This window comes from Paenibacillus sp. 276b (genome assembly GCF_900107875.1).
GTDB classification, from domain to species: Bacteria; Bacillota; Bacilli; order Paenibacillales; family Paenibacillaceae; genus Paenibacillus; species Paenibacillus marchantiae.
This window is the reverse complement of the sequence record NZ_FNRR01000002.1, coordinates 766737-788601: the sequence shown is the minus strand read 5'-3', so window position 1 is coordinate 788601 and position 21865 is coordinate 766737. Positions and strand designations below refer to the sequence as shown.

Sequence of the window (21865 nt, the reverse complement as noted above, 5' to 3'; positions counted from 1 at the left end):
ATCTAAAAAAGAAAGGAAGAACAATATGCTGAAAGCATTGCAAAAGCTAGGGAAATCCCTGATGCTTCCTGTAGCAACCCTGCCTGCAGCAGGTATTCTTCAAGGCTTGGGTCTTCTTAATTATGAAAAGGACATTCCGCTTGGACCCGTGATAGGGGGATTTCTCAATCAGTATGTAGTTCCATTCATGAATGAGGGAGCGGGGGCGATCTTTGGCAACCTTGCGCTCATCTTCGCCATCGGGGTGGCAATCGGACTGGCGGGGGATGCGGTCGCCGCTCTTTCCGCCCTGATCGCTTATATGGTGCTGACGCGGATTCTGGGAGCCGTTCCAGGTGTATTCGGCTATATTCCTGACGATGTCAAGCTGGATATGGGCGTATTGGGTGGGATATTTGCCGGACTGCTTGCAGCCTATATGTATAAAAAATACCATAATATCAAGCTTCCTGACTGGCTCGGCTTCTTCTCCGGCAAACGCTTTGTGCCGATGGTCACCGCCGGCTCCATGCTGGTATTGGCCATCCTGTTCGGCATGGTCTGGAGCCCGATTCAGGATGCCATCGGCGCTTTCGGCGCTTGGATTGTAGGCTTTGAAGGCGTTGGCTCCATGGTGTTCATGATCGCCAACCGCCTGCTCATCCCGCTCGGTCTGCATCATGTCCTCAACTCCATCGCTTGGTTCCAGATCGGAGATTATACCAATGCAGCCGGGGAAGTCGTGCACGGGGACCTGACCCGCTTCTTCAACGGAGACCCTACGGCAGGCATGTTCATGTCTGGCTTCTTCCCGATTATGATGTTCGCTCTTCCGGCGGCGGCGCTTGCCTTGATTCATACAGCCCGGCCTGAAAAGCGGAAAATGGTCGCTTCGATCTTTATCGGCGCAGCGGTGGCTTCGTTCTTAACGGGTATTACCGAGCCGCTCGAGTTCTCCTTCATGTTCGCGGCGCCTCTGCTGTATGTGGTGCACGCTATTCTTACCGGTGTAGCGGCCCTGATCATGTACCTGCTGGATGTTAAGCTGGGCTTCGCCTTCTCCGCAGGTCTGATTGATTACCTCGTGAACATGAAGCTATCGACCAATCCGCTGCTCATGATTCCAGTCGGACTCGCATTTGCGGTCGTCTATTATTTCCTGTTCCGGTTCATGATTCTCAAGTTCAACCTGAAAACGCCGGGGCGCGAGGATGACGCTTATGATGCCGATGGCCCCACTGATGCTTCCGCCGTGGCAGCGGCGTCTGGCGACACCAAGGCTGGCAAAGTGCTCGCCGAGATCGGTGGAACAGATAATATCGAGAGCATCGATGCCTGCATCACTCGCCTCCGTCTTGTTGTTAAAGACGACAAAGCCGTCAACGACCAGGCGCTCAAACAGCTTGGCGCTTCCGGCATCATGAGGCTTGGTGGCGGAGCTGTGCAGGTCATCTTCGGCACCCAGTCCGAAATTCTGAAGGATGAGATTAAGAAACTGATGTAACGCTCGTCCTCCTTTGAGTTTAAAAGGTCGAGAACAGGGGTATGCTTTACCCTGTTCTCGACCTTTTTTATTACCAAGAAGCGCATGATATTCTTTTGAGTGGCCGTGTCTTCTTGTGGTCTATGAGTATTAATATACAAAGTTAATATACAAATCTGCGCTGCGCCCAATAGCTGAACACAAAGATCGATACCTCTGTTAACAGCTTGGCTGCAATCAGCGGGATAATCAATTTTTCATTGTAGAAGTACAACAATCCGTAATTTAATAACAGCACCAGAATGACCAGTGAGAAGTATTTCGGTAAAGACTGACGGACTCTGGACGTTTTTCCAGCTGAAAATACATATTTCCGATTGATCGTATAGTTGAAGATGGAGCTGCACAGTCTCGCTGCAACGACCGATAGGAACAGATTATGCGTGAAGTACTGGATCACGAACAGTAAGCCAAAATCGATCAAGGCCGATAACACCGAAGACGTACTGAACATCAGAATCGGCATATAAATGCGGAATGAATCTACCAATGGGCGAAAATGAGAAGATTTGTTATGATCCAGATAGACCGTATCAATAAACTCCTCTGTAATCTCATACCCTTCTTTATGTGCTGTTAGCAGCATGTTCATTTCATATTCAAATCTTTCCCCCGGTATCTGGCACAGCCAGTCCAGCATTGAGTACGGAAAACCTCGCAGGCCTGTCTGTGTATCGTATACTTTCGTACCTGTCGTGAGAGAAAAGACACCTCGTGTGACCGTGTTGCCAAAACGACTACGCGCTGGAATGGTTCCACTGAACCGACGGCTACCCAGTACAATCCCCGGATTCGTATGCTCCAATAGTACATCAAAGATACGTTTGATATCATGCGGCAGATGTTGGCCGTCACTGTCTGCGCACACAATACCGCCCTGTGGGCCATGTTCCTTAATATATTGAAATCCTGTCTTGAGTGCACGTCCCTTGCCCAGATTAACTGTATGTGTCAGGACTGTACACCCATAGGCTTCTGCCGTCTCGAAAATCCCCCTGTAACCTGGTCCGCTACCATCATCTACAATGACAATGGGTCCTAACTGAAACGTCTGCAACTGCAACACGAGATTCAATAAACGAACATCCGGTTCGTATGATGGAATTAATATAGTCATGATCATTGTCCCTCTTTCAGATAAAGGATGTCACTTACGCCGCGTTCCTGGTTTCTCCCCAGCGGATTATTAACAACCCGACCCATGAAATACATTGTGGATGAACCGCCGCCGTCCAGATTGTAGGCTTCCGTTGCTCCAAGACCTTTCATGACATCGGCAAGCTCTGCCAGCGTCATGCCACGGCTGTCATCCTGCCGTCCGTCAACCACAACAAATACATAATGATTCGGGGCGATCATGCCGATTGCAGTTCTCGGATTGGCATCCTGGATCGACCGGTTGCCAAAGTTGTTATCGATTTTCACACTGCTGAAGTCACTTACAATCTCACCGTCCTGAATCAGAATTGGTCCAAAAGATAGCGTATTGGTCGCACCTTCAGCCAGCAATTCCGATGAGGATACTTCCGTCTCGTTATATGTCTTCATCGTGCCATCACTGAACAATGCCATCGCATCACGCACCGGATCATCCCGATATACCGTACCATTGCGGATAATTACGCCATCATCACGGAAGCCGTAATAGTCACCATTGATAGCAAAGATGGCATTGTTGGCCAATGCTATCTCTGAAGTGTTTTCGGTAATATTCGTGCCAAAGCTGTTATCTGCCAGAGCCGAGCGCAGGCTGCTCGCATCTGTTAGCTGTACATCTGCGACGTAATACGTAATCTGATCTGAGCCGGACCCCGTCTGCACCTTGTCGATTTTGACCTGCATATCATCGCTGGAATAGTTCCAGTCATCTGACGTTGCATTTACTTCAGTCGTCGGGGTTGAAGTATCATTAGAGGTGCTGGTTACTGATGTATTGTCATCCGCTACAACAACCTGTACATGCCGGATTAAGTAGCGATCTGCCAGGCTGTATATCACGGTACCAAGGCCCAGAACAATAACAAGGATAATCATCAGCCATTTGCGCCTTGGTTTTGCATTTTTATATGGGTCGTTCTCGTTGGTTTTTGGATAGATCTTCATCATGTGAAGTTCACCTCTTCATCTAAGTTCTTAAGGCTCATCATAGGCGGGCTAGCTTAAATGAATCTGAAACAGGCTGAACGCAAAAAAAGAAGGTCATCCTTTCCCCCGAGAGGAAATCAGACAACCTTCCATATAAGTGATAATGATGGATCTCAATCTATATATGTACCCTAAATAGGGACAAGTACGATGCTAAACAACTTTCTATAAACGGGACTGTTCACCAGCAAAAAGAGCATCGTATGCAGGGCAGGGCTGCTTTTCTAGATAATCCATTAACGCTTGTGGCTGCTTGGTATAAATATCCTTCAAAGACGTACCCTCGTAGATATTGCCGATCACGACTGGGTGGCATAACTCACAGATGAGAATATCCCCATTACCGTGTAAATGTAGCTGCTTCGTCCCATCCACACAATTGGAGAAATACACACCCGGTTGTTCTCGTAACCCCAATTGCTCCGCGAAACGATCCATACAGGTAAAATATAATGTCGTATCTTCTTTCTTGTGCTTGATCAGATCATTTACGGACTGGATGAGGGACTCCTTGGAGGCAATCTTGCTCCATCTACTGTGTGGCATCACGATGCTGTTCTGAATCTCATGGATGCGCACACCCAGTTCATAGACTTTATCGCTAATAGCTTGCATGTTCGCTTGGGTTCCTTCGAATAACAGCGTTTCAAGCACAGTTTCCAGCCCCGCTTCAGTACAAAGACGAATGTTATGCTCCAATCGCTCATACATGCGCGGATGTACACGGTAATAGGCTGCATAAGCCTCCCGGTCTGTATAGTTAAAAGATATATGAATATTGGACAAGCCTGCATCCCGCAAAGCATGAATTCGTTCTTCCGTTAGCAGGCTGGCATTGGTATTTAATTGCGTGTCGATGCCATGTTCCCCACAATACGTCACAATCTCCAGGCAATCCTGATATTTCAGAGTCACCTCTCCCCCGGACAAACGCACCCGCTTGAGCCGCGGAAGCTCACGGATGATTCGGATAACCTCCTGACCGCTGATGCATTGCCCATCGTCCCGATTGTAGGCGCAGCAATAGTCGCATTTGTAATTGCAATTGGAGGTCACGCCGACCTCCAGTCCTTCCAGTTCATATACGCCGGGTGTTTCAAGTTCAAGTGATTTATATTTGTTTTTCGCTGTCAATTCAATGTACCTCCCGATTCCTTATCCATGTTTTTTCAACTTGGAGATTATAGCGGTTCTCGGTCGATTCACGATATGACATTGTGTACGTTGGGAATCATATCAACATTTGAATCATAATCTGCTCTGGTCATCGCATACAAATTCAAATCCTGCATTTCGTTTTTAATTTTCATATAACTCCGTAAAAGCCCTTCGAATTTCATGCCTGTCTTTTCCATGACCTTTGCGGAGCCGATGTTACCCACCAGACATTTAGCCTGAATTCGTTCCAACCCGATGTCTTCAAATCCAAATTGAATGATTCGGCTAACCGCTTCCGTCATGATGCCTTGGCCCCAGTACTCATTGGATAACACATAACCTAATTCCACCCTCATACTGTTGCTGTCGCATCCTAAATAATTGCAGCTGCCAATCAACTTCTTCGTTTGTTTATACTCAATCCCCCATGGCCCCAGCTTATCCACTTCATATCGACTCGTCACAAAATCAATAAAGGCTTTCGTATCCTCCTTGCTCTGATGTGCGTCCCAAGTTGTGTACTCCGATACAGCAGGAACCGCGCAATAACGGTACATCTCATCCAGATCAGCATAGGTAATGGGCCTAAGGAGCAATCGTTCTGTTTCCAATACCGGAAATGGATCAAAATAACTTTCAATGGACTTCATATGTATGCCTCCCCAGCTTATACAAATTAATTTAGCAACTGTTGCTGATAAGAACTCACACTATCCAGTTAATCTGTTTTGTTCTGGCTTCCCGCTTCTTGATCTACAGATTCATAACTCACAAAACGCTTGAGACTTTCTTTGGTTTTGGAGCTGGTTGCTTCATATTCCGCCCATACTAAATAGAACAAACCCAGGATTAAAGCAGCTATACTCCAACTTTGCGGAGCGGTTCCCACATAATTCAGCATCTCCTGAAACAATTCCGAATTCCACGAAGCCACACCAGAACCAAAAATGGCAGCACTCAAATATCGAACACCGTATAGAAATGCCGCTATGACCAGCAGCAGTGTCCCTGTAGTTCTACGACTCACACAATTCCCCCCTTTATCAAATCACGGCCATAATCGCCGTTGCTTCCATTGCCCATGTTGCAGAACATATTGGATTCGCACATGCTTTCGCTCCGGGTCTCCCTGCCAGAACTCAACTTCCTTTGCGTTCACGGCGTACAGTCTCCAATTCGGTGTAATGACATCAGAATCCCGGCTGATCCGCTCTTTCTGAGCGGCAATGGCGCGTTCCAATTCTTCCTCACTCTCCAGCTCCTGACTCTGTCGTCCTGTCATCGCAACTGCGCGCGCACCTGCCGATCTTTTCCGAAAATCCGCTGCACCTGCTTCCTCGCCCATATCCACGGCTTCTCCCCTTATGCGGATCTGTCTGCCCAATGTAGGCCAGTAAAAGGTCAGTGCCACATGCGGATTGTTCTCCAGCTGCTGTCCTTTTCGACTCTCCCAGCCAGATGCAAAATAAAAAGCTTCGTCAACCACGTCTTTCAAAATCAATACTCGTGCATCTGGAAAACCATTCGAGTCCACCGTCGAGATCGTCATCGCATGGGGTTCCTTTACCTCATAATCAATGGCCAGTCTCAGCCATTCCAGAAAAAGATCCCCTGGTCGATCCGGTAACTGTTCGGTATCCCAAGTCGGAAAAGGTCCAGACAAGGACTTCAACTCACGCAACAAATCACTTGGTTTATTAATCATATCTGCAACCTCCTTATACTTCCATTTCATTCCATTGTAGCGTAGTAGGCCATTTTCTCAACTATTTGTTTTGAAATGATTGATATGTTCAATCTATTTTCACTGATAAAAGAAGGATATATTAAACAAAATAGCAAATAACCTACATTAGAGTTTTTTCATTTCGAAAGGAGTGATGTGGTATGAAGAATAACCATGTTGCAATGATTTTTAGGAAGGATACGAAGTAAGTGCAGAGGATAAATTCCTCTGCAAAGTAAAATTTGGGAGGAATTTTGTATGGTAGTTGTATTAAAGCCAGTGTCTAATGAAAATTGGTATGAATGTACCCAGCTTAAAGTTAAGCCAGAACAGCTTCATATCTTTCCTGCACCTGTCGTTTATTGGATTGCTGAATCTAAATATGTTAATGATTTTGAATTACGTGCTATTTACTCGGAAGAGGTTTTAGTCGGTTTTCTCGTATTCTGTGCGAACCCAGACAAGGATGATAACTACTGGATTCCTGCCATAATGATTGACGAGAAGCATCAAGGAAAAGGTTATGGCAAGGCAGCAATGAAAACTTTGATCCAGCTTATGCGTATTTCAAATTGCACAAGAATCATGATTGGACACCGACCAGACAATCTAATTGCGGGAAAGTTGTATGAATCTTTAGGGTTTATAAAAACTAGTGAAGAAGTAATAGATGGTGAAATAGTGCGTCTGCTTCAGATAAACTAAATAATATATATAAAGACTGACGGCACCTGTCGGCAGTCTTTATTATGACTGAAAAAGAATTAATTGTTGTGAAAATTGCTGCTTTTATATACTCCCTTTTCTAACCTAGATGACTCATCATATTCATGCTGCTAAACTCCCAACCATTCACTCCTTTTTCAAGCGTATGAACACTGGTATTCCCAATAGAATGAAACACCGATGTATTGGTCCAATTTTGGTTTCCTAAGAGATAATAAAGGATGTTGATTACTCCGCCGTGCGTGACCAGTAGAACATTCGATTTGATCTGTTGCTCCTCTATACTTCGGCATAAATCCCGAAAGGATGTACATATTCTGTTATAAAAATTTCGAGGACTCTCTCCTCCTGGAAACGGGGTATCCATGCCAAGAGTGTTAAAATAAACTCCTGCATATTTCACTTCTGCTTCCTTATTTGGCATTCCAGCCAAATGTCCGTTGTTCATTTCTCTCCAGTCTTTCAGATAAAGCCCCTTTATGTACAGTCTTTTTTCAAGCTCTTTGGCAGTCTGTACTGCACGCGGAAGATCACTGCTAATCACCGTGTTTATCTTATATTGCTCTGAATGTTGGTACAGGTAATCTCCGAGCCTCGCCGATTGAGTAATACCTTCCTCAATGAGCCCTCGCTGACTCCAACCACCTCTGTAACCCTCCTCATCCATGCCGTGCCTTACTAAGAAAATCTTCAAGATATCTCCTCCTCTATTTGAATCCTCTTATAACAAACCCCGGCCCTAGATCTTCCATCTTAGGTCGGGGCTTATGTTTTTATTTGACAAACGTATTGTGAACTCGAACTGATTTTATAAAATAAGGAATCCATACGGCACAGGTGAGTACCGTCCTACCTATCCCTTTTAACGAACTTCCATCCTCAAGTTCTACCGCCATAGGAATCTGAAGTAACAACAGATAATCAATGATGCCCACGGCTAGACTCACACTGTAAAACATAATCATAAGACGAGGGAATATCGATTTCTTTCTATAAAACGTAATCAGCGTATATACGCTAAATACTAAAAATAGCACATTATATACCGTTTCAAAAATGAGAACCGGACCCCACCATGGGTGATAATAGTCAGATTGTTTGGAAGTTAAGAGTTCCCAAGTCTCTGTCGTCAATGAAGGTACAAAGTATTGAAATATTTGCACAACAAGCATAATGATGGTGAGATAAAGTCCAATATGGACAAGAATCAACCATCCCCCAAGTCCTGATATACCCAAAGGTCTATAATCAACCTTCTTTTCTTCAATTTGTGGTTCCACTAAATAATACCTCCTATTCTGTTTTGTTATTCTGAGATGACTCCTCTTTCTCGTGTAAACTTTTACACAACTGTATTATTATACAATGCGAGGAAGAGATACGATACCAATTTCTCCAATTAAAGCCATTGACCAACAAAAGAGGGTTACACTTTAAAAGATAATCCCTCTTCTTCAAGTGCTTGTCGAAGTTTTGGCATTGCAGAAGGCCCGATCCCGTGCAGCTTCAAAATCTCTTTTTCGGTGTATTGCGAGAGTATCTGCAATGTCGTAATCCCCTGATTCTCCAGCGCACGTCTGGCGGGTGCAGACAACAAGGAAAGAAATCCCTCTTTCGGTTTCCGTTCCTTCTCACAGACAGGACAGGTCGGACAATCGCTACTTTTGTAATAGGAATGCCCTTGTTCACATGTTCTTAGTGTTCCTTTAGTGTTTGCCATGTTAGTCACCCCTTCCTGTATCGGATAACAATTATCTCGGATTTAGCTACTCAACCAGTTCTCAACATCTGAGATCATATCCTCATATTGTTTTAAAGCCTCTATAGTCCATGTAACTTGTGATGTTCCCATTTGTTGTTCTTCATCGTCTGTGCATTCAATCCACAAAGAGCGTTTTAGACTGTATTCGAGCCAATCCAATTTTCCGGAAAAACCATTATCGAGAACCCTTCTCCAATTGGCGTTTAAATTCCCCACTCGAGACCGATATCCATTTATAAAAGCCAAGAACCTTTCTTTGCCCACGTTTCCGGTCTGATCTACCGACCAATACGTCGCTGTTTCCACCAGATCATGCATCGGATTGATATAACCCGCTGATTCCCAATCAATAATGATGGGGTTGTCCTGCTGCCACATCACGTTCTTAGATTCAAGATCTCTATGGCTAATAACTGCATCTGAAGCCAGTATTACTGATGCATTTTTTGCCTGAGCACTCCACTCATAGAGCTTTTGAATGTTATCAGCTAATAAGATTGTCCAATCCGAATTTTCTGTCTGCCCTTTGTTTAAATAATCATTCCAATCGGTTTCTTTGGAATCATCCAACTGAAGGTCAGGAATATGAAGCTGTGAAAAATCAGTTTTATGAATCTCCGCAAGAATCATGCCCATATGCTCACAATGGGTTTCAGTTACTTCATGATGCTCCAGACTTTTACCATCGATCCAGTCAAATATAAGATAACATTGATGATCTAAGATCTGCATTGAAGAACCGTTTATCACTTTGGCAGGTTGAGCATGGATAAAATTTGCTGCCACGTTTGCTATTTTTTCGGATTGGATATAATTCTGCATAGCTGTAGGTCTACTCATAATTTGAGGATTCAGTGCTTTCACAGCATATTTGGCATGTGTAGTTTCAATGGCATACATGCGATGTAAAAGCCCACCCGAGATTGCCTTGGGCTTACTGTTCAACTCACCAAGTTCTAATTCAGCGACGAGTTTTTCGAATTTTAGATTATATTGAACATTATTCATACGTTACAACACCTTTTGGAAACTACCAATATCCAATCTGCGATCAAATTTATATCCCACGCCTTTAAACATCCCACATTGCTCATACCCATGCTTTTCGAACAGGGACTTGCTGAGTGTGTTTTCCATGCATACCGTAGCAATTAAGGTGTAGAACCCTTGCTCGCGCGCAACATTCTCTATAAATCGCAGTGCCGTTCCACCAATGCCCTTGCCTACAATATCCGGTTTCAAATAAATGGTTACTTCTCCCGAGAAGTCATAGGCTTGTTTGCTCTTGTATTGCGTAATTAGCACATACCCTTTAATTTCGTTCTCTTCTTTAATGACAAACGATTTAAAGCGCGGATCTCTGTTTATGACAGATGCCTTGATTTCTTCCAGGGTCAATTCTTCAGTATGAAACGAGATAGTCGTGTTGGAAACGTAGTAATTATATATTTCTCTGACTTCAGTCAAATCCTGCTCCGTTATTTCTTCAAAAGAGTAGATGGACATTTCCAGTTTCATACTGATAAATAACATGTCCTCGTCATGCACTTTGCTATAAAACTCCTTATCTCTTTTAAAGCCTGTCCGCTCATACACTTTAATTGCTCGTTCGTTGAATTTGGCAACAACCAGCCGAAACTGAGAACTTTTGAAATGGTTTTGCAAGAATACTAAACTTTGTTTAAGGAACACAGACCCTATCTTTTGTCCTGTCAGATCTGGATCTAATCCAAGGCCTATATCCAGATATCCTTCTTCTTGATACAATCCGATTGAGGTTCCTCCCGGAACTCGAGCTGATTCCCCACAACAAATAAATCCTACTAACCTCTCCAGTTCATCCAGGACTGAAAAGTACTCCTCATTCATCAATTCTTGAATATCTTCATTGGATTCAGAGAAACTGTACATCGCGTATTCCTCTTCATATTTCCAGGTAACGATTTTTTCTGCATCAGCTATTTTCATTGGATGATAGGATAAAAGCATGAATAGTCCCCCTTTTTATACACTTACGAGCTTAATGAAGTCGATAGAGACACCATCATTCTTTTTCATACAGACTGGCGCTCCAGTTCCCCTGTTTCATTCTGCGAATGTATTGGAATCCATAGTCTTTATAGTATTGATTAAGTCTCAGGTTATCTGCCATGCAATCCAGCCTGATCAATGTTTTACCTTTTTGCCTAATGTTCTCTTCAGCTGATTTTAGAAGGAGCAGGCCTATATTTTGCCCTTTAAAATCTCTATTCACTGCAAATCGGTGTATGTATCCGGAATTGGTGTTGTCGAGCTCTTCCCAAATCAGGGGATCTGACCACGTTAAGGTATACGTCCCTACGATTTCATGATTTATTTCAGCAAGATATACGTCAGATCCATCCGTCATGAATTCATTTACTTGTTCCAAATTGAAATACTCAGGACGCCATTGAAATATCTCTTTGGAGTTCAGCCACCGGGCAGACTCCTGCCATAGGTTCAACACAATGGAAGCTTCCTCCGGTAATGCAAGTCTAGTTATGAGTTTAGTATTAAGTTGCTCCATCAAGATCCCTCCCTTATTCAAAAGTTAAAATCTTTTCCCTGGATAATTACTTTATTGCAAACGGTCTATTACCGATACTAAGCATGGCGCGTCTGAATATTTTAATCGACCTCTTACGCATCAGAAGGTTCCTCCGGCAGATATTCGTTTGTTTAAAAAGCTGAACCAAAACTCCTCACTCGTGACTCCTTACTGCTCCTTGTTACTTCACTTTATAAAAATACGGTCCGCACCTGGATTCATGGGTATGTACATACGTCCACGTGAATTCTTGGTCAAAAATATAAATGTCCTGTTCCGAATCAAAATCTTCTGCGATGACCTTATTCGCATTCTGAAATACCTGTATGAATGGTGTATGTTGATACATGACATACAACTCGTTATTATTTTCGGCATTAAAAGCATCTCGTGCTGCATCGTCTGTTAGGCAATCCTGTTTCTCATAACTGAACATATGCCACTTGTACTGGCTATAATAGATGGCCTCTTTTACCTCTTCACTGATGTTCTTGGCAAATGTGTTATCCCATTTCTGTATAATCTCTTCGGATTCCTCGCACAATTCAGTCACAAGGACCCCCTTGTCCTCCAAATTTTTGTTATACATATATTTGCGGTGCACAAGCTCGATTCGCGAGTACACCACATTTAGTTCATGGTCCGGTAGAGCATCCAGCAACTCATTAATTTCATCTCTAATCATCATAACCTCCGAAGTTTGTAGGATTTAAGATTTAAGATTTAAGAATAAACTAGCATTCCAGTTACTCACCATTTGCTTCTTCTCGAAGCAAATAGGCCAATCGGTACATTTCTGCAATGTCATATCTATTCTGTTCTTCAAATCTCCTGATCGCTTCACCAATTTCCACAACCTCTACGGCAATTACCTGTTCCCCATCTATCGGATTCAGCGGTTGGCCCACGAGTTCAACTTCTCCATAGCCAATAATTCTCACAAAATGAGGATGTGGAATATGCGGTCTATACGGCTCAGGTTCACTCGACATGCAATGAAATTGTCCAAACACCCGATACGTGACCAACTTGGCTCCGAGCTCCTCCATCACTTCACGTTGCAGACCATCCATATACTTCTCTCCTACCTCCAACGTTCCTCCGGGCAGCTCCCATTTTCCGTTATCGATCTGAAAAACAACCACTCGTTCCCCCACAAACGGGATAATGCTCACATTACTTACCAGCGTTTCATCCACGATGTCGTTCAATCTAAACTCTGCTTTAACAATTCCCCAGTGAATCGATGTGCTGAGCGCCGGGAACTGTTCCCGATCCAAAGTCTTCATTTTTCTATCCGATCCTCTCTATGTAAAATAAATCTTCCATTATAAGTTCTATCTCTCATTATAGATCAAAAAAGAAAAAAGAAGGCCACTTTTCCCATCGGGAATCCATGGACCTTCTCATGTTATTTCAGTTGAACTAAAGAATGTTCACACTATCCACTCTGATCACTAATGGTGTACCAGCTTCCCGTTTTCCAAAAAGAGAACCCGATCACATAGCGGCAAAATCCGCTCATCATGCGTAACCATGACTGCACTCTTACCCTGTTCTTTCACGAGCCGTGCGATCATGCTCACAATATCCAGTCCACGTTCCGCATCCAGACTGGCTGTCGGTTCATCCGCCAGCAGGACGGCCGGATCATTCATCAAGGCTCTGGCAATGGCAACCCGCTGGCGTTCTCCGCCAGAAAGCTTCTCGGAATATGCCTTACGTCGATGCGATAAGCCTACCGTATCCAGCAGCTCATCTACCCGCTTCTCAGCCTTGTTTTTGTCCGTTCCAGCGAGCTTGGCGACCACCATCAGTTGTTCTTCCACTTTCAGATACGGAATGAGGTTGGCGCTTTGAAAAATAAACCCGAGCTGCTGGAGCCGTACATCGGATATGTCCTGTTTGTTTTTGCCCATAATCGATGCGCCATCCAGCATAACCTGTCCCTCCGTCGGTTCAAGCAGTGCACCTGCGATGGACAGAAATGTACTTTTGCCTGAGCCGGAAGGCCCCATGACCGCGACGAGTTCTCCTTCGGCCACCTTAAGATCCAACTTATCCAATATCGTCCGTTTGACTCCACCATCTTCAAAAGACTGTGTAATTCCCTGCAATACCAGTCGGTTTCTCATGCTGCTGTCCTCCCAATCGCATCAAGCGCATCAATTTTGGTAACCTTCCACACCGAGAATAGCGAACCCGCCATAGACATCACCACGAATAACACACAGGTTAGTGCCAGGGTGGACAAGCCTAATTGAAACGGCATCGAAGCTGGCAAGATCAATTCAAACAGCTGAACCAACAGCACACTGATCACCAGACTGCCGATGGACAGAAGCAATACTTGCAACGAAACACTGCCCGCCAGATATGAATTTCGCGTCCCAATGGCTTTCAAAATACCAAATTGACTCGTTTTCTGAATCGTGATGACGTAGAAGAATACCGCAAGCACAAACGCCGAGATGACAAATAAAAAGGCAATCATCATGAGCAGTGAGCCCTGCTCTTCCTTGTACCCAGGAATAGCGGATACCGCATCTGACTTCGTTATTACTTCCGTATTCGGCAAAGCAGTACTGAGGCTGTCTACCTTCTCACCTGCATCTTTAACGACAATCGCATTGTATACCGGAGCATTAGAGGTTGCTGTTCCTTGCGAAGTACGAGAACCTTCTTGAATAGCGAGCCATTCCTGCTCGTTCAGAAACACAACCGGTGAGTGACTGAAGGACTCATTTTCCACAAATCCACCCACGGTCCACTTCGTTCCCGAGGCTTGATCGACCAGTTCCGTTCCAATCGTCACGCCAGATTCAGACAGTTTTTGATCCACTACAACCTGCCCGTCTTTCAGATCCGTAATTGCAGAGCCTTCGGTTACGGTTGGAGCCAGCCAGCCTTCCGGGTTCACCATAAATAGCGTTACATCAATCTTCTTTGTGTCACCAGCTGGACTGACTGTTGTCATTTTCACACCCAGCGGTTCAGCATTCTCTTGCCCCACAATGGAGCGTGTCTGCTCCAGCTGGTCCTGATTCACCTGGGAGCGGGTAAACCGATGATTCGAATCCTGCTCCAGAACAAAATGGGTTGCTGCCATATTTTTGATGGATGCCGCGTTATCATACGCGAGCCCCTGTGCCAGACCTGTGACAAACAAAACCAGAAATGATACAAGCACCATAATTGTAGCAATTAATGCATATCGCCCTTTGGCAAACCTCATCTCTCTAATAGCCAAGTACATATTCTCTGACCTCCTCTTGATAACCCAAGTATAGGAGGCGAAAATGAACGGCAAATGAATAACAGATTACATCTGCGGGAGCGTCACGGTAAAGACCGTTCCTTCAGACGAACTAGAGACCTCGATCGTACCGTCATGGATGCGGATAATTTTCTGCACAATGGCAAGCCCGAGCCCGGTTCGGCCGGAAGAACGTTCTCTCGCACGGTCTACTCGGTAGAAACGATCAAACAGGAAAGGCAAATGCTCTGCCGCAATCCCATCTCCTGTATCCCGAATATAGATTACGCACTGGGCATTGGTCTCTTCTGCACGAATCTCGATGCTTCTCCCCTGTGGAAGATGATTCACGGCATTACCCAGCAGATTCATCCATACTTGCATGAGCAGCACTTCATTGCCATATAACTGGATGGATTCGGGTACCGAGATCCTTAGCAACAGTTCTTTTTCTTCCAACTGCCATTGCAGCACCTGAACCGATTGGCGGAATTGATCTCGTAGAGAGAATCTCACTTTGGTCAAATCCTCATGACCTTGTTCCAGAGAGGACAACAGCAGCAATTGTTTACTGAGCAATGAGAGATGGCGGCTCTCCTCTTCAATAATGGAAGCATAGTGCTCCCGTTCTTGTTCAGGCAGATCTCGATCCGCTACCAGTTGGGCAAAACCCTGAATCGAGGTCAGCGGTGATTGAATCTCATGAGATACGTTCGATACAAACTGCTGACGGGCCTGATCCACCCGCTCCAATTCACGACTCATGGTCATGAAATGCTGGGCCAGCTGTCCAATCTCATCACGCCTAGTCGTGGACAATTTCAGATTATAGTTTCCTTGGGCAATGCGCTTGGTCGCCTCGGACAGACGTTCAATCGGATTCACCAGATAGCGGGTACTGATTATAAAGAGTAGAATACTAATGCCCACCGTAAACGCTCCAATCAACGCAAAAAAGATACGCAGCTCACCGAACTGCAAAATAACATCAGGGCGCATAAACAACGCATAACTTGCATTGCCCATCTGTAGATGAACACCAACGGTATTGCTCAATTGATTATCGAAGAAACCCGTAATGAAAGGTTTGCTGGGAAACTCGGCAACGCCGTGGTATATCTCACCACCTAATACCCGATCTACAGCCTGCTTGTCCAGATCTTTCTGGCGGAATTCGCGGCCATAGAATTGGTCATTCCCTTTTCCATCCGTCACATAAATTTCGTAACCGAGCGCTGCGGCATTGTCCAGGTAATGCTCTACCGTAGCGGGTTCCTGCTCCACAAACTGCTTCATTTGCGTCGCGATGCCAACTAACTTCTCGTCATTGAAAGACTTCAGCTTCGCATGATAATAAATATTCGATAAAAGAAAACCCAGCATAGCGCTGACCAGAATCACCGCGATTGTAATCATGAACACCCGAAAATACAGTGATCTCAATGCGCTTTCACCTCAATCTTATAACCAATCCCCCGTACCGTCTGAATGACAAAATCATCCCCATAATCGGCAAAACGATCACGCAGCCGCTTGATATGTACATCCACGGTGCGGTCATCGCCTTCATAATCCGCTCCCCAGACCAACCGAATTAGTTCATCACGCGAGAATAATCGCCCCGGAAACTGAGCAAGTTGAGAGAGTAGCTCGAACTCCTTCATTGGCAAAAAGAGAATCGATTGCCCATCGGAGACCTCGACATTATTCCGGTCAATCACGATGCGATTCATACGAATGATATCACTGGACGTACGATGGTACCGACGAAATAATGCTTTAACCCGGTAGACCAGTTCCTCGGGTTCAAATGGCTTCGTCACATATTCATCTGTGCCTCTCAAGTACCCATCCCGCTTGTCGGATAGTTGATCCCGTGCTGTCAGCAGCATAATCGGTATGTCATAATGTTGCCGAATGAAATCACATAACTCCAGTCCGTCCATACCTGGCATCATCACATCCAGAATCGCCAGATCGATTGGTGTTGCTTGCATAACCTTGACTGCTTCCACTCCATCCTGTGCTTCATGTACCCGATACCCTTCCTTGGTCATGACATGCCGGAGGAGTGCTCTAATATTGGCGTCGTCGTCCGCCAGAAGCAGATTCTTCATATTGTTGTCCGCCCCTTTTCTGTAAGTTGAATGAATATAAATTCCGCGACTTTGATCCTGCACAGATGGTAGCACAAAAGCAACGTAAATCGCCAGCGAACATGCAATGAAGCCCCGCGTGCATGTTTATATTTTCTCAATTCTGGTTGACACTATTATTAGGCCCACTTATAATAAAACCATAACATATGAATGATTGCTCATATGTTCATTTATAAAAACTTTATCATTACCAAGGATTACTTTAGTCACAAAAGAAATCAATTACATAACGGAGCACGGCTCCAAAGGAGAGGATCTCATATGTCCAGACATCATCACAACCACGACCATGGACACAATCATGGTAGTACCAATAACAAGAAAGTACTGTTATTTTCCTTCATTATTATTACCGTTTATATGATTGTTGAAGCCGTTGGCGGATTCATGACGAACAGCTTAGCCCTCATCTCCGATGCAGGTCATATGTTATCTGATTCCATAGCTTTGGGGATCGCCTTGCTGGCGTTCACCTTTGGCGAAAAAGCGGTGAATACAGGTAAAACGTACGGGTACAGACGCTTTGAGATTTTGGCAGCCACGTTAAATGGGGTCACCTTAATCGCCATCTCACTTTACATCTTTTACGAAGCAATTGGTCGCTTCATCAACCCACCAGAAGTCGCAACAGTAGGTATGTTAATTATCAGTATCATCGGCTTGCTCATTAATATCCTGGTGGCATGGATCATGATGCGCGGCAGCGATACAGAGAAAAACTTGAATATGCGCGGAGCTTATCTCCATGTCATTAGTGATATGCTGGGATCGGTTGGCGCCATTGCTGCGGCTTTGCTCATGATGTTCTTCGGTTGGGGCTGGGCCGATCCACTCGCGAGTGTCATTGTTGCTGTACTGGTCCTGCGCAGTGGATTCTTTGTCACCAAATCATCCTTGCATATCTTGATGGAGGGAACGCCAGCGAATGTGGATGTAAATGACCTTGTTCAGACCATCAAACAAGTCGATGGCGTCAAAGGCGTGCACGACGTGCATGTCTGGTCCATCACCAGCAACCTGAATGCACTGACCGCTCATATTGTGGTGGACGGAACGATGGATGTCTACGCATCCGAGGTGCTTGTTCAGAAGATTGAGCATCTGTTGGAGCATAAAGAAATCAAACATGTGACACTGCAAGTCGAGTCTGAGAAGCATCTTCACGATACCTCGGTATTATGCACCGTCAAAGGCGACGCACCGGATGCTCATGCGCATCATCATCATTGAGATTAATAGTTGTAAATAGAAACAGGACTTATTCCCGTTAGAGGAATAGTCCTGTTTTTCATTTTGCACGTAACTTTAATTCCATTCAGGTGTTATGTAATACAAATGGCATTATCAAATTAATTTGTTGTACACCGTAATTTACTTAATATAACGAGGAGGTTATATCTACCATGGGGAAATTCCAAAAGTTCATGTCAGTGATCCTTGTACTGATAACGCTGCTCCTATTTCTTAACTACCTGGAGCTAAGAGAAAACAATAGACTACAAAATATCATCATCAATGGTATATTTAATTAGCTTATCCATTTAAGTGGATGGCCTCGATTTGTTCTCGATCAAAATCAATAATCATAATGTGACCTTGTAACACATTGTCTCCGCAGGCTATCGTTGCTCCGTAGTCCTCATTGCTATTAAATGTGATGTCTACTTGATAAACTTCAATTTCATTAAACCAATCCTTATGTACTTGTTCGTGAAGTTCGTTCTCATAGTAATTTCGAAATACGGCCTCACACTCCGTAAACCAATGCAGATATGACTCTACTACATCAGCAATTGCATCTAACTGAATAGTCGTCGATATATAGAGTCGGACATCATTTAAATCCTCATCCTTTATGGATTGCTTAAATATTTGGACTGTATTTTTCAAAACATAACATTTGTACCTCTCATCACTCTCTTCCACGAGCTCAATAAAATCACTTCGCACCTTAACCCTCCTTCCATAAAACGACCTGCATGATGCAAGGTATTGCTTCTTGAATAGGCACCTATACTATACTTTCTCGTCAATAATATATTTATTATCGCCTTGTTTATTGTTATTTTGTTTTTTAATTTCAGTTCTCAAATAGTGTACTTCTTTTATTAGATCCTCAAGTCTTTTCGATGTTTTTGAAGAATCTATCGCATAACGTATAACTGCAGCAACGATAAGAAACACAATAAAACATAGGATCAACGCTATAAAAGCTCCAAAGAGTTCCATCCTGATTTACAACTCCTTACTTATATTAAACTGTAATTGATTAACTGTTATGTTTACATGCATATAACGTATTGTCAAACCAAGTGCGAGGGAATTACTCTGGAGGATTTGTGAATACCACTATATAGAAAGAGGTAATCATCATGACAAATAGAGCATTTTTCCCGATTCTTCTGCTCTTCCTTCTTCTCACAGCCTGCGCTTCAGAAGTTCCTACTGATAATCATGACACTGAGGTTATCCCAAGAAATGAGGCTATGCCCATGATTGCAAATGTTGAGACTAACTTTCCCGAAAAAGAAGGTTGGATTATAATTCCTACAGATAGCACAGAGTTAAATGTCACAGTAGAGGCGACCAACGCAGAAACACTTCTTTTCTGGGCCGTTCCAACAGGAACTGAGACTTGGGGAGAACGAGAACTTATTGGGTATGATACTAACGAGGACGATGGTTGGAAGATAACGTGGGATATTGCGGGTAAGTCTGTGCATCACCATGTGATTGTTCAGGCATTGGGGAGTGATGGTAAGACCATAACCGATGAAACGATAAAGATTACGAATGAGTAAGGTTGATTTAAATCCTTTAATTAAGGGAGATATTATTAATAATGGAGGCCTCCCCCGATAACTATTATCTTAGGTGGGCCTCCATTATGGTATGTAGTTGTCTCTGAACTACTTAATTTTAGAGAACAGCTTCTCTTTCTTTTGTTCAAACTCAAACTCAGTAATGATATTTTTTTCTCTCAACTCACCTAGCTGCAAAAGTTGTTCATGGACATTTACAGGTTGTTTTTTCCTCCGAGAAGATACAACCAAAGCAATAATTGAGAAGGGTATGGCGTACAGCATGCTTAAAAGTCCCAAGATTGCTGCGCTATCGGGATCTTCTGGCACTAGCCCGAATATCATTAAAAACGTTAATGTAAATAACACAATACCAATGATCGACAATGCTTTCAATTATAGTTCCTCCTAAACATCGACCTCGTCCCAATTCATAATGACATATGCAAGTTGAATTAAAAGCATAACCAGATAACTTATATTTACAACATAACAGAATTTAAGATTTTTGGCTTTATTCATGTACTCTTCTTTACTAATATTTCCAGTATCCAATCCGGATTTAAGTTTCTTATTCGATATCAATAATAAATACAACTCAATAAGCCCAAACAATCCCCATACTAAAGTGAAAAACAATGACACGGCATTGGCAACCGACAAAAGCATAAGGGAACCTTCATCCAATCCCCTTCCATAATGAAAAATAAGATTTATGGCCAAAGTCATAATAATTAATCCTAAACCAATGAAACTTAAATACGGTGTAAACCTGGAGCTTCTCACGCCCACTCCTCCTTCCAGGTAATTCTTAGCTGAATATTTTGTTATTTAAAGCCAACACTCTCTTTCAAACGGCTAAACATCGTTTTACTTCTTTCTGGAATTCCCCACTGAAGTTCCAACAAAATGGGAGGATAATAGATGGGATTGATCCATGAGTAGCTCCCATCCAATTGAAGGTTCCCTAACCAAATTTGCTTTTCCTTATCTGCCTTGATCGCCCACTCACCGGAGTACACCATATGGCCTTTATTTTTACGAGCGAACTTCTTGGCTTTATCAAAATCAAACACTTCTAGCAAGGAGCTATCAATTTCCTGACCCATCCGCTCATGCTTTTCTTCTTTGGCTTTCCAGGAAAATTCCGAATCCCAGATCTCCACCAATTGATAACCCACGATGGAATGACTTAATATCTCTTGCAAAAAATCTGAAACATATATGTAAGATAACTCTCTATCCTCGCTTGGTAGTTTAATTCTGAATATGTGTTGTCCTTGTAAAGCTTTATGATCTAAAACGAGTGAATACTCATCGAATTGAGGAACGTCGTCATAATAAGTCCTTACTTTAGAGTTTACCGTGTCTATACAATCGATAACACTCATCACGTGTAAAATATAGTATTCCTCTTCAGTAGCCGTTGAAAGTGGCAAGAACTCGATATGTTCAATGTGATTCTGTTCCAATAGTTCTTTCACTTTCCTACTAATGACAAGCGCTCCTGTGTATCTGTTTAAAATATCGGCTGGTTTGCCCACATCATTAAATTCTACGTTAGGTGCAGACCATTCCTGAATAATCGGCTTATCACTGCCTAATGCCTCATAAACCTGATCTGATTCCTCCGAATCGCTAAACTCAATCGTATTATTCGGTGGATAGTAATCTAACAACCATGCTTTCATTCATTTCACTCCTGCTTATAAGATGCGTACTATTGCTAAACAAACCAAAAATGATAAAACTCTTCCGAAAACCAAAACCATATGATTCCTAATATCATCATGATGCAGCCTAATGCTTTTAATATCACTTCTATCAATTTTGGAATATCTCTGTTTGGAGGGTTGTCCTCAAATTCCCAATTTGGTTTGATTCCCCTATATCTCATCAGAACAAAGCATTTATATAAAATATCAGGAAAGAAATAAAATACAATCCCCAAGACAAACACCGGAATGGATAAATAACCAAATGTGCTGGTCGTCCACTCAATATCAATACCATTTGGTTTCTTCCCATATAGATTCATAGA

28 protein-coding genes are annotated in these 21865 nt (G+C 43.5%); 4 read left to right on the top strand and 24 right to left on the bottom strand.

Features of this window, described 5'->3' with window-relative positions; all coding sequences use genetic code 11:
- Positions 1-25 precede the first annotated feature (25 nt).
- Positions 26-1483, top strand: coding sequence for a PTS transporter subunit EIIC (locus BLV50_RS14500; RefSeq protein WP_090808442.1), 1458 nt, complete (start codon positions 26-28; stop codon positions 1481-1483).
- Between the two features lie 142 nt (positions 1484-1625).
- On the opposite strand, the gene BLV50_RS14495 is transcribed toward BLV50_RS14500, so the two are convergent.
- From BLV50_RS14495 to BLV50_RS14470, 6 genes are all read right to left on the bottom strand, one after another.
- Positions 1626-2639, bottom strand: coding sequence for a bifunctional glycosyltransferase family 2/GtrA family protein (locus BLV50_RS14495; RefSeq protein ID WP_090808440.1), 1014 nt, complete (start codon positions 2637-2639; stop codon positions 1626-1628).
- A 2-nt stretch (positions 2640-2641) separates the two neighbouring features.
- Positions 2642-3628, bottom strand: a complete 987-nt coding sequence (locus BLV50_RS14490) for a phosphodiester glycosidase family protein (RefSeq protein WP_090808438.1) — start codon at positions 3626-3628, stop codon at positions 2642-2644.
- 204 nt (positions 3629-3832) lie between these two features.
- Positions 3833-4801: a radical SAM protein gene (locus tag BLV50_RS14485; RefSeq protein WP_090808436.1), complete on the bottom strand. Its 969-nt coding sequence runs from the start codon at positions 4799-4801 to the stop codon at positions 3833-3835.
- A 68-nt stretch (positions 4802-4869) separates the two neighbouring features.
- Positions 4870-5475 (bottom strand): GNAT family N-acetyltransferase, encoded by a 606-nt coding sequence (locus BLV50_RS14480; RefSeq protein WP_090808435.1) that lies wholly within the window; start codon positions 5473-5475, stop codon positions 4870-4872.
- 68 nt (positions 5476-5543) lie between these two features.
- Positions 5544-5852 (bottom strand): hypothetical protein, encoded by a 309-nt coding sequence (locus BLV50_RS14475; protein WP_072734157.1) that lies wholly within the window; start codon positions 5850-5852, stop codon positions 5544-5546.
- A 21-nt stretch (positions 5853-5873) separates the two neighbouring features.
- Entirely contained in the window at positions 5874-6530 is a 657-nt protein-coding gene (locus tag BLV50_RS14470; RefSeq protein ID WP_090808433.1) for a pyridoxine/pyridoxamine 5'-phosphate oxidase, read from the bottom strand.
- A gap of 279 nt (positions 6531-6809) precedes the next feature.
- Between BLV50_RS14470 and BLV50_RS14465 the strand changes: the two genes are divergently transcribed.
- Positions 6810-7256, top strand: coding sequence for a GNAT family N-acetyltransferase (locus BLV50_RS14465; protein WP_090808431.1), 447 nt, complete (start codon positions 6810-6812; stop codon positions 7254-7256).
- Between the two features lie 100 nt (positions 7257-7356).
- Here the strand turns inward: BLV50_RS14465 and BLV50_RS14460 are convergent, their stop codons facing one another.
- The 12 genes from BLV50_RS14460 to BLV50_RS14400 all read right to left on the bottom strand — a co-directional run bounded on the left by BLV50_RS14460 (position 7357) and on the right by BLV50_RS14400 (position 16981).
- Positions 7357-7971, bottom strand: a complete 615-nt coding sequence (locus BLV50_RS14460; RefSeq protein WP_090808429.1) for a histidine phosphatase family protein — start codon at positions 7969-7971, stop codon at positions 7357-7359.
- 79 nt (positions 7972-8050) lie between these two features.
- Positions 8051-8557, bottom strand: a complete 507-nt coding sequence (locus tag BLV50_RS14455) for a DUF2569 domain-containing protein (RefSeq protein ID WP_177031191.1) — start codon at positions 8555-8557, stop codon at positions 8051-8053.
- Positions 8558-8703: 146 nt separating this feature from the next.
- Complete coding sequence (locus tag BLV50_RS14450) at positions 8704-8997, bottom strand: RNA polymerase alpha subunit C-terminal domain-containing protein (RefSeq protein ID WP_090808425.1); 294 nt, start codon at positions 8995-8997, stop codon at positions 8704-8706.
- A gap of 42 nt (positions 8998-9039) precedes the next feature.
- The gene (locus BLV50_RS14445; RefSeq protein ID WP_090808423.1) at positions 9040-10047 is read right to left on the bottom strand and encodes an aminoglycoside phosphotransferase family protein; all 1008 of its coding nucleotides are present in this window, start codon (positions 10045-10047) and stop codon (positions 9040-9042) included.
- A 3-nt stretch (positions 10048-10050) separates the two neighbouring features.
- The gene (locus BLV50_RS33460; protein ID WP_256337956.1) at positions 10051-11028 is read right to left on the bottom strand and encodes a GNAT family N-acetyltransferase; all 978 of its coding nucleotides are present in this window, start codon (positions 11026-11028) and stop codon (positions 10051-10053) included.
- 55 nt (positions 11029-11083) lie between these two features.
- Positions 11084-11587, bottom strand: coding sequence for a GNAT family N-acetyltransferase (locus tag BLV50_RS14430; RefSeq protein ID WP_090808421.1), 504 nt, complete (start codon positions 11585-11587; stop codon positions 11084-11086).
- 202 nt (positions 11588-11789) lie between these two features.
- The gene (locus BLV50_RS14425; RefSeq protein ID WP_083584726.1) at positions 11790-12293 is read right to left on the bottom strand and encodes a DUF4275 family protein; all 504 of its coding nucleotides are present in this window, start codon (positions 12291-12293) and stop codon (positions 11790-11792) included.
- Between the two features lie 61 nt (positions 12294-12354).
- Positions 12355-12897, bottom strand: coding sequence for an NUDIX hydrolase (locus BLV50_RS14420; protein ID WP_072734165.1), 543 nt, complete (start codon positions 12895-12897; stop codon positions 12355-12357).
- A gap of 168 nt (positions 12898-13065) precedes the next feature.
- Entirely contained in the window at positions 13066-13743 is a 678-nt protein-coding gene (locus BLV50_RS14415) for an ABC transporter ATP-binding protein (RefSeq protein ID WP_090808419.1), read from the bottom strand.
- Positions 13740-14864, bottom strand: coding sequence for an ABC transporter permease (locus BLV50_RS14410; RefSeq protein ID WP_090808417.1), 1125 nt, complete (start codon positions 14862-14864; stop codon positions 13740-13742). Before BLV50_RS14410 ends, BLV50_RS14415 begins: the two co-directional genes overlap by 4 nt.
- Before the next feature lie 66 nt (positions 14865-14930).
- Positions 14931-16307: a sensor histidine kinase gene (locus BLV50_RS14405; RefSeq protein WP_090808415.1), complete on the bottom strand. Its 1377-nt coding sequence runs from the start codon at positions 16305-16307 to the stop codon at positions 14931-14933.
- A complete protein-coding gene (locus tag BLV50_RS14400) occupies positions 16304-16981 on the bottom strand; it encodes a response regulator transcription factor (RefSeq protein WP_063564057.1) in 678 nt (225 codons plus the stop codon). Before BLV50_RS14400 ends, BLV50_RS14405 begins: the two co-directional genes overlap by 4 nt.
- A gap of 303 nt (positions 16982-17284) precedes the next feature.
- Between BLV50_RS14400 and BLV50_RS14395 the strand changes: the two genes are divergently transcribed.
- Positions 17285-18253 carry a cation diffusion facilitator family transporter gene (locus tag BLV50_RS14395; protein WP_090808413.1) on the top strand — a complete coding sequence of 323 codons (969 nt, stop codon included), beginning with the start codon at positions 17285-17287 and terminating at the stop codon, positions 18251-18253.
- 303 nt (positions 18254-18556) lie between these two features.
- On the opposite strand, the gene BLV50_RS14390 is transcribed toward BLV50_RS14395, so the two are convergent.
- Together BLV50_RS14390 and BLV50_RS14385 are read right to left on the bottom strand one after the other, a co-directional pair.
- Complete coding sequence (locus tag BLV50_RS14390; RefSeq protein WP_256337955.1) at positions 18557-18949, bottom strand: hypothetical protein; 393 nt, start codon at positions 18947-18949, stop codon at positions 18557-18559.
- Between the two features lie 90 nt (positions 18950-19039).
- Positions 19040-19252 carry a hypothetical protein gene (locus BLV50_RS14385; protein WP_063564054.1) on the bottom strand — a complete coding sequence of 71 codons (213 nt, stop codon included), beginning with the start codon at positions 19250-19252 and terminating at the stop codon, positions 19040-19042.
- Between the two features lie 143 nt (positions 19253-19395).
- Here BLV50_RS14385 and BLV50_RS14380 point away from each other — a divergent pair, with 143 nt between their 5' ends.
- The gene (locus BLV50_RS14380; RefSeq protein ID WP_090808411.1) at positions 19396-19824 is read left to right on the top strand and encodes a hypothetical protein; all 429 of its coding nucleotides are present in this window, start codon (positions 19396-19398) and stop codon (positions 19822-19824) included.
- A 108-nt stretch (positions 19825-19932) separates the two neighbouring features.
- Here BLV50_RS14380 and BLV50_RS14375 read toward each other — a convergent pair whose 3' ends face one another.
- The 4 genes from BLV50_RS14375 to BLV50_RS33100 are packed head-to-tail and all read right to left on the bottom strand — an operon-like array spanning position 19933 to position 21862.
- Entirely contained in the window at positions 19933-20220 is a 288-nt protein-coding gene (locus BLV50_RS14375; RefSeq protein WP_090808409.1) for an SHOCT domain-containing protein, read from the bottom strand.
- A 12-nt stretch (positions 20221-20232) separates the two neighbouring features.
- Positions 20233-20610: a hypothetical protein gene (locus BLV50_RS14370; protein ID WP_090808407.1), complete on the bottom strand. Its 378-nt coding sequence runs from the start codon at positions 20608-20610 to the stop codon at positions 20233-20235.
- Positions 20611-20651: 41 nt separating this feature from the next.
- A complete protein-coding gene (locus BLV50_RS14365; RefSeq protein WP_090808404.1) occupies positions 20652-21515 on the bottom strand; it encodes an imm11 family protein in 864 nt (287 codons plus the stop codon).
- A 35-nt stretch (positions 21516-21550) separates the two neighbouring features.
- Positions 21551-21862 carry a hypothetical protein gene (locus BLV50_RS33100; RefSeq protein WP_090808402.1) on the bottom strand — a complete coding sequence of 104 codons (312 nt, stop codon included), beginning with the start codon at positions 21860-21862 and terminating at the stop codon, positions 21551-21553.
- Between the last annotated feature and the right edge of the window lie 3 nt (positions 21863-21865).

Coding starts and splice junctions, on each gene's coding strand:
- BLV50_RS14450 (WP_090808425.1), bottom strand. CDS start 8,997: ATGGCAAACACTAAAGGAACACTAAGAACATGTGAACAAGGGCATTCC.
- BLV50_RS14470 (WP_090808433.1), bottom strand. CDS start 6,530: ATGATTAATAAACCAAGTGATTTGTTGCGTGAGTTGAAGTCCTTGTCT.
- BLV50_RS14380 (WP_090808411.1), top strand. CDS start 19,396: ATGACAAATAGAGCATTTTTCCCGATTCTTCTGCTCTTCCTTCTTCTC.
- BLV50_RS33460 (WP_256337956.1), bottom strand. CDS start 11,028: ATGCTTTTATCCTATCATCCAATGAAAATAGCTGATGCAGAAAAAATC.
- BLV50_RS14400 (WP_063564057.1), bottom strand. CDS start 16,981: ATGAAGAATCTGCTTCTGGCGGACGACGACGCCAATATTAGAGCACTC.
- BLV50_RS14500 (WP_090808442.1), top strand. CDS start 26: ATGCTGAAAGCATTGCAAAAGCTAGGGAAATCCCTGATGCTTCCTGTA.
- BLV50_RS14445 (WP_090808423.1), bottom strand. CDS start 10,047: ATGAATAATGTTCAATATAATCTAAAATTCGAAAAACTCGTCGCTGAA.
- BLV50_RS14415 (WP_090808419.1), bottom strand. CDS start 13,743: ATGAGAAACCGACTGGTATTGCAGGGAATTACACAGTCTTTTGAAGAT.
- BLV50_RS14480 (WP_090808435.1), bottom strand. CDS start 5,475: ATGAAGTCCATTGAAAGTTATTTTGATCCATTTCCGGTATTGGAAACA.
- BLV50_RS14425 (WP_083584726.1), bottom strand. CDS start 12,293: ATGATTAGAGATGAAATTAATGAGTTGCTGGATGCTCTACCGGACCAT.
- BLV50_RS14420 (WP_072734165.1), bottom strand. CDS start 12,897: ATGAAGACTTTGGATCGGGAACAGTTCCCGGCGCTCAGCACATCGATT.
- BLV50_RS14385 (WP_063564054.1), bottom strand. CDS start 19,252: ATGGAACTCTTTGGAGCTTTTATAGCGTTGATCCTATGTTTTATTGTG.
- BLV50_RS14430 (WP_090808421.1), bottom strand. CDS start 11,587: ATGGAGCAACTTAATACTAAACTCATAACTAGACTTGCATTACCGGAG.
- BLV50_RS14495 (WP_090808440.1), bottom strand. CDS start 2,639: ATGACTATATTAATTCCATCATACGAACCGGATGTTCGTTTATTGAAT.
- BLV50_RS33100 (WP_090808402.1), bottom strand. CDS start 21,862: ATGAATCTATATGGGAAGAAACCAAATGGTATTGATATTGAGTGGACG.
- BLV50_RS14490 (WP_090808438.1), bottom strand. CDS start 3,628: ATGATGAAGATCTATCCAAAAACCAACGAGAACGACCCATATAAAAAT.
- BLV50_RS14465 (WP_090808431.1), top strand. CDS start 6,810: ATGGTAGTTGTATTAAAGCCAGTGTCTAATGAAAATTGGTATGAATGT.
- BLV50_RS14395 (WP_090808413.1), top strand. CDS start 17,285: ATGTCCAGACATCATCACAACCACGACCATGGACACAATCATGGTAGT.
- BLV50_RS14410 (WP_090808417.1), bottom strand. CDS start 14,864: ATGTACTTGGCTATTAGAGAGATGAGGTTTGCCAAAGGGCGATATGCA.
- BLV50_RS14365 (WP_090808404.1), bottom strand. CDS start 21,515: ATGAAAGCATGGTTGTTAGATTACTATCCACCGAATAATACGATTGAG.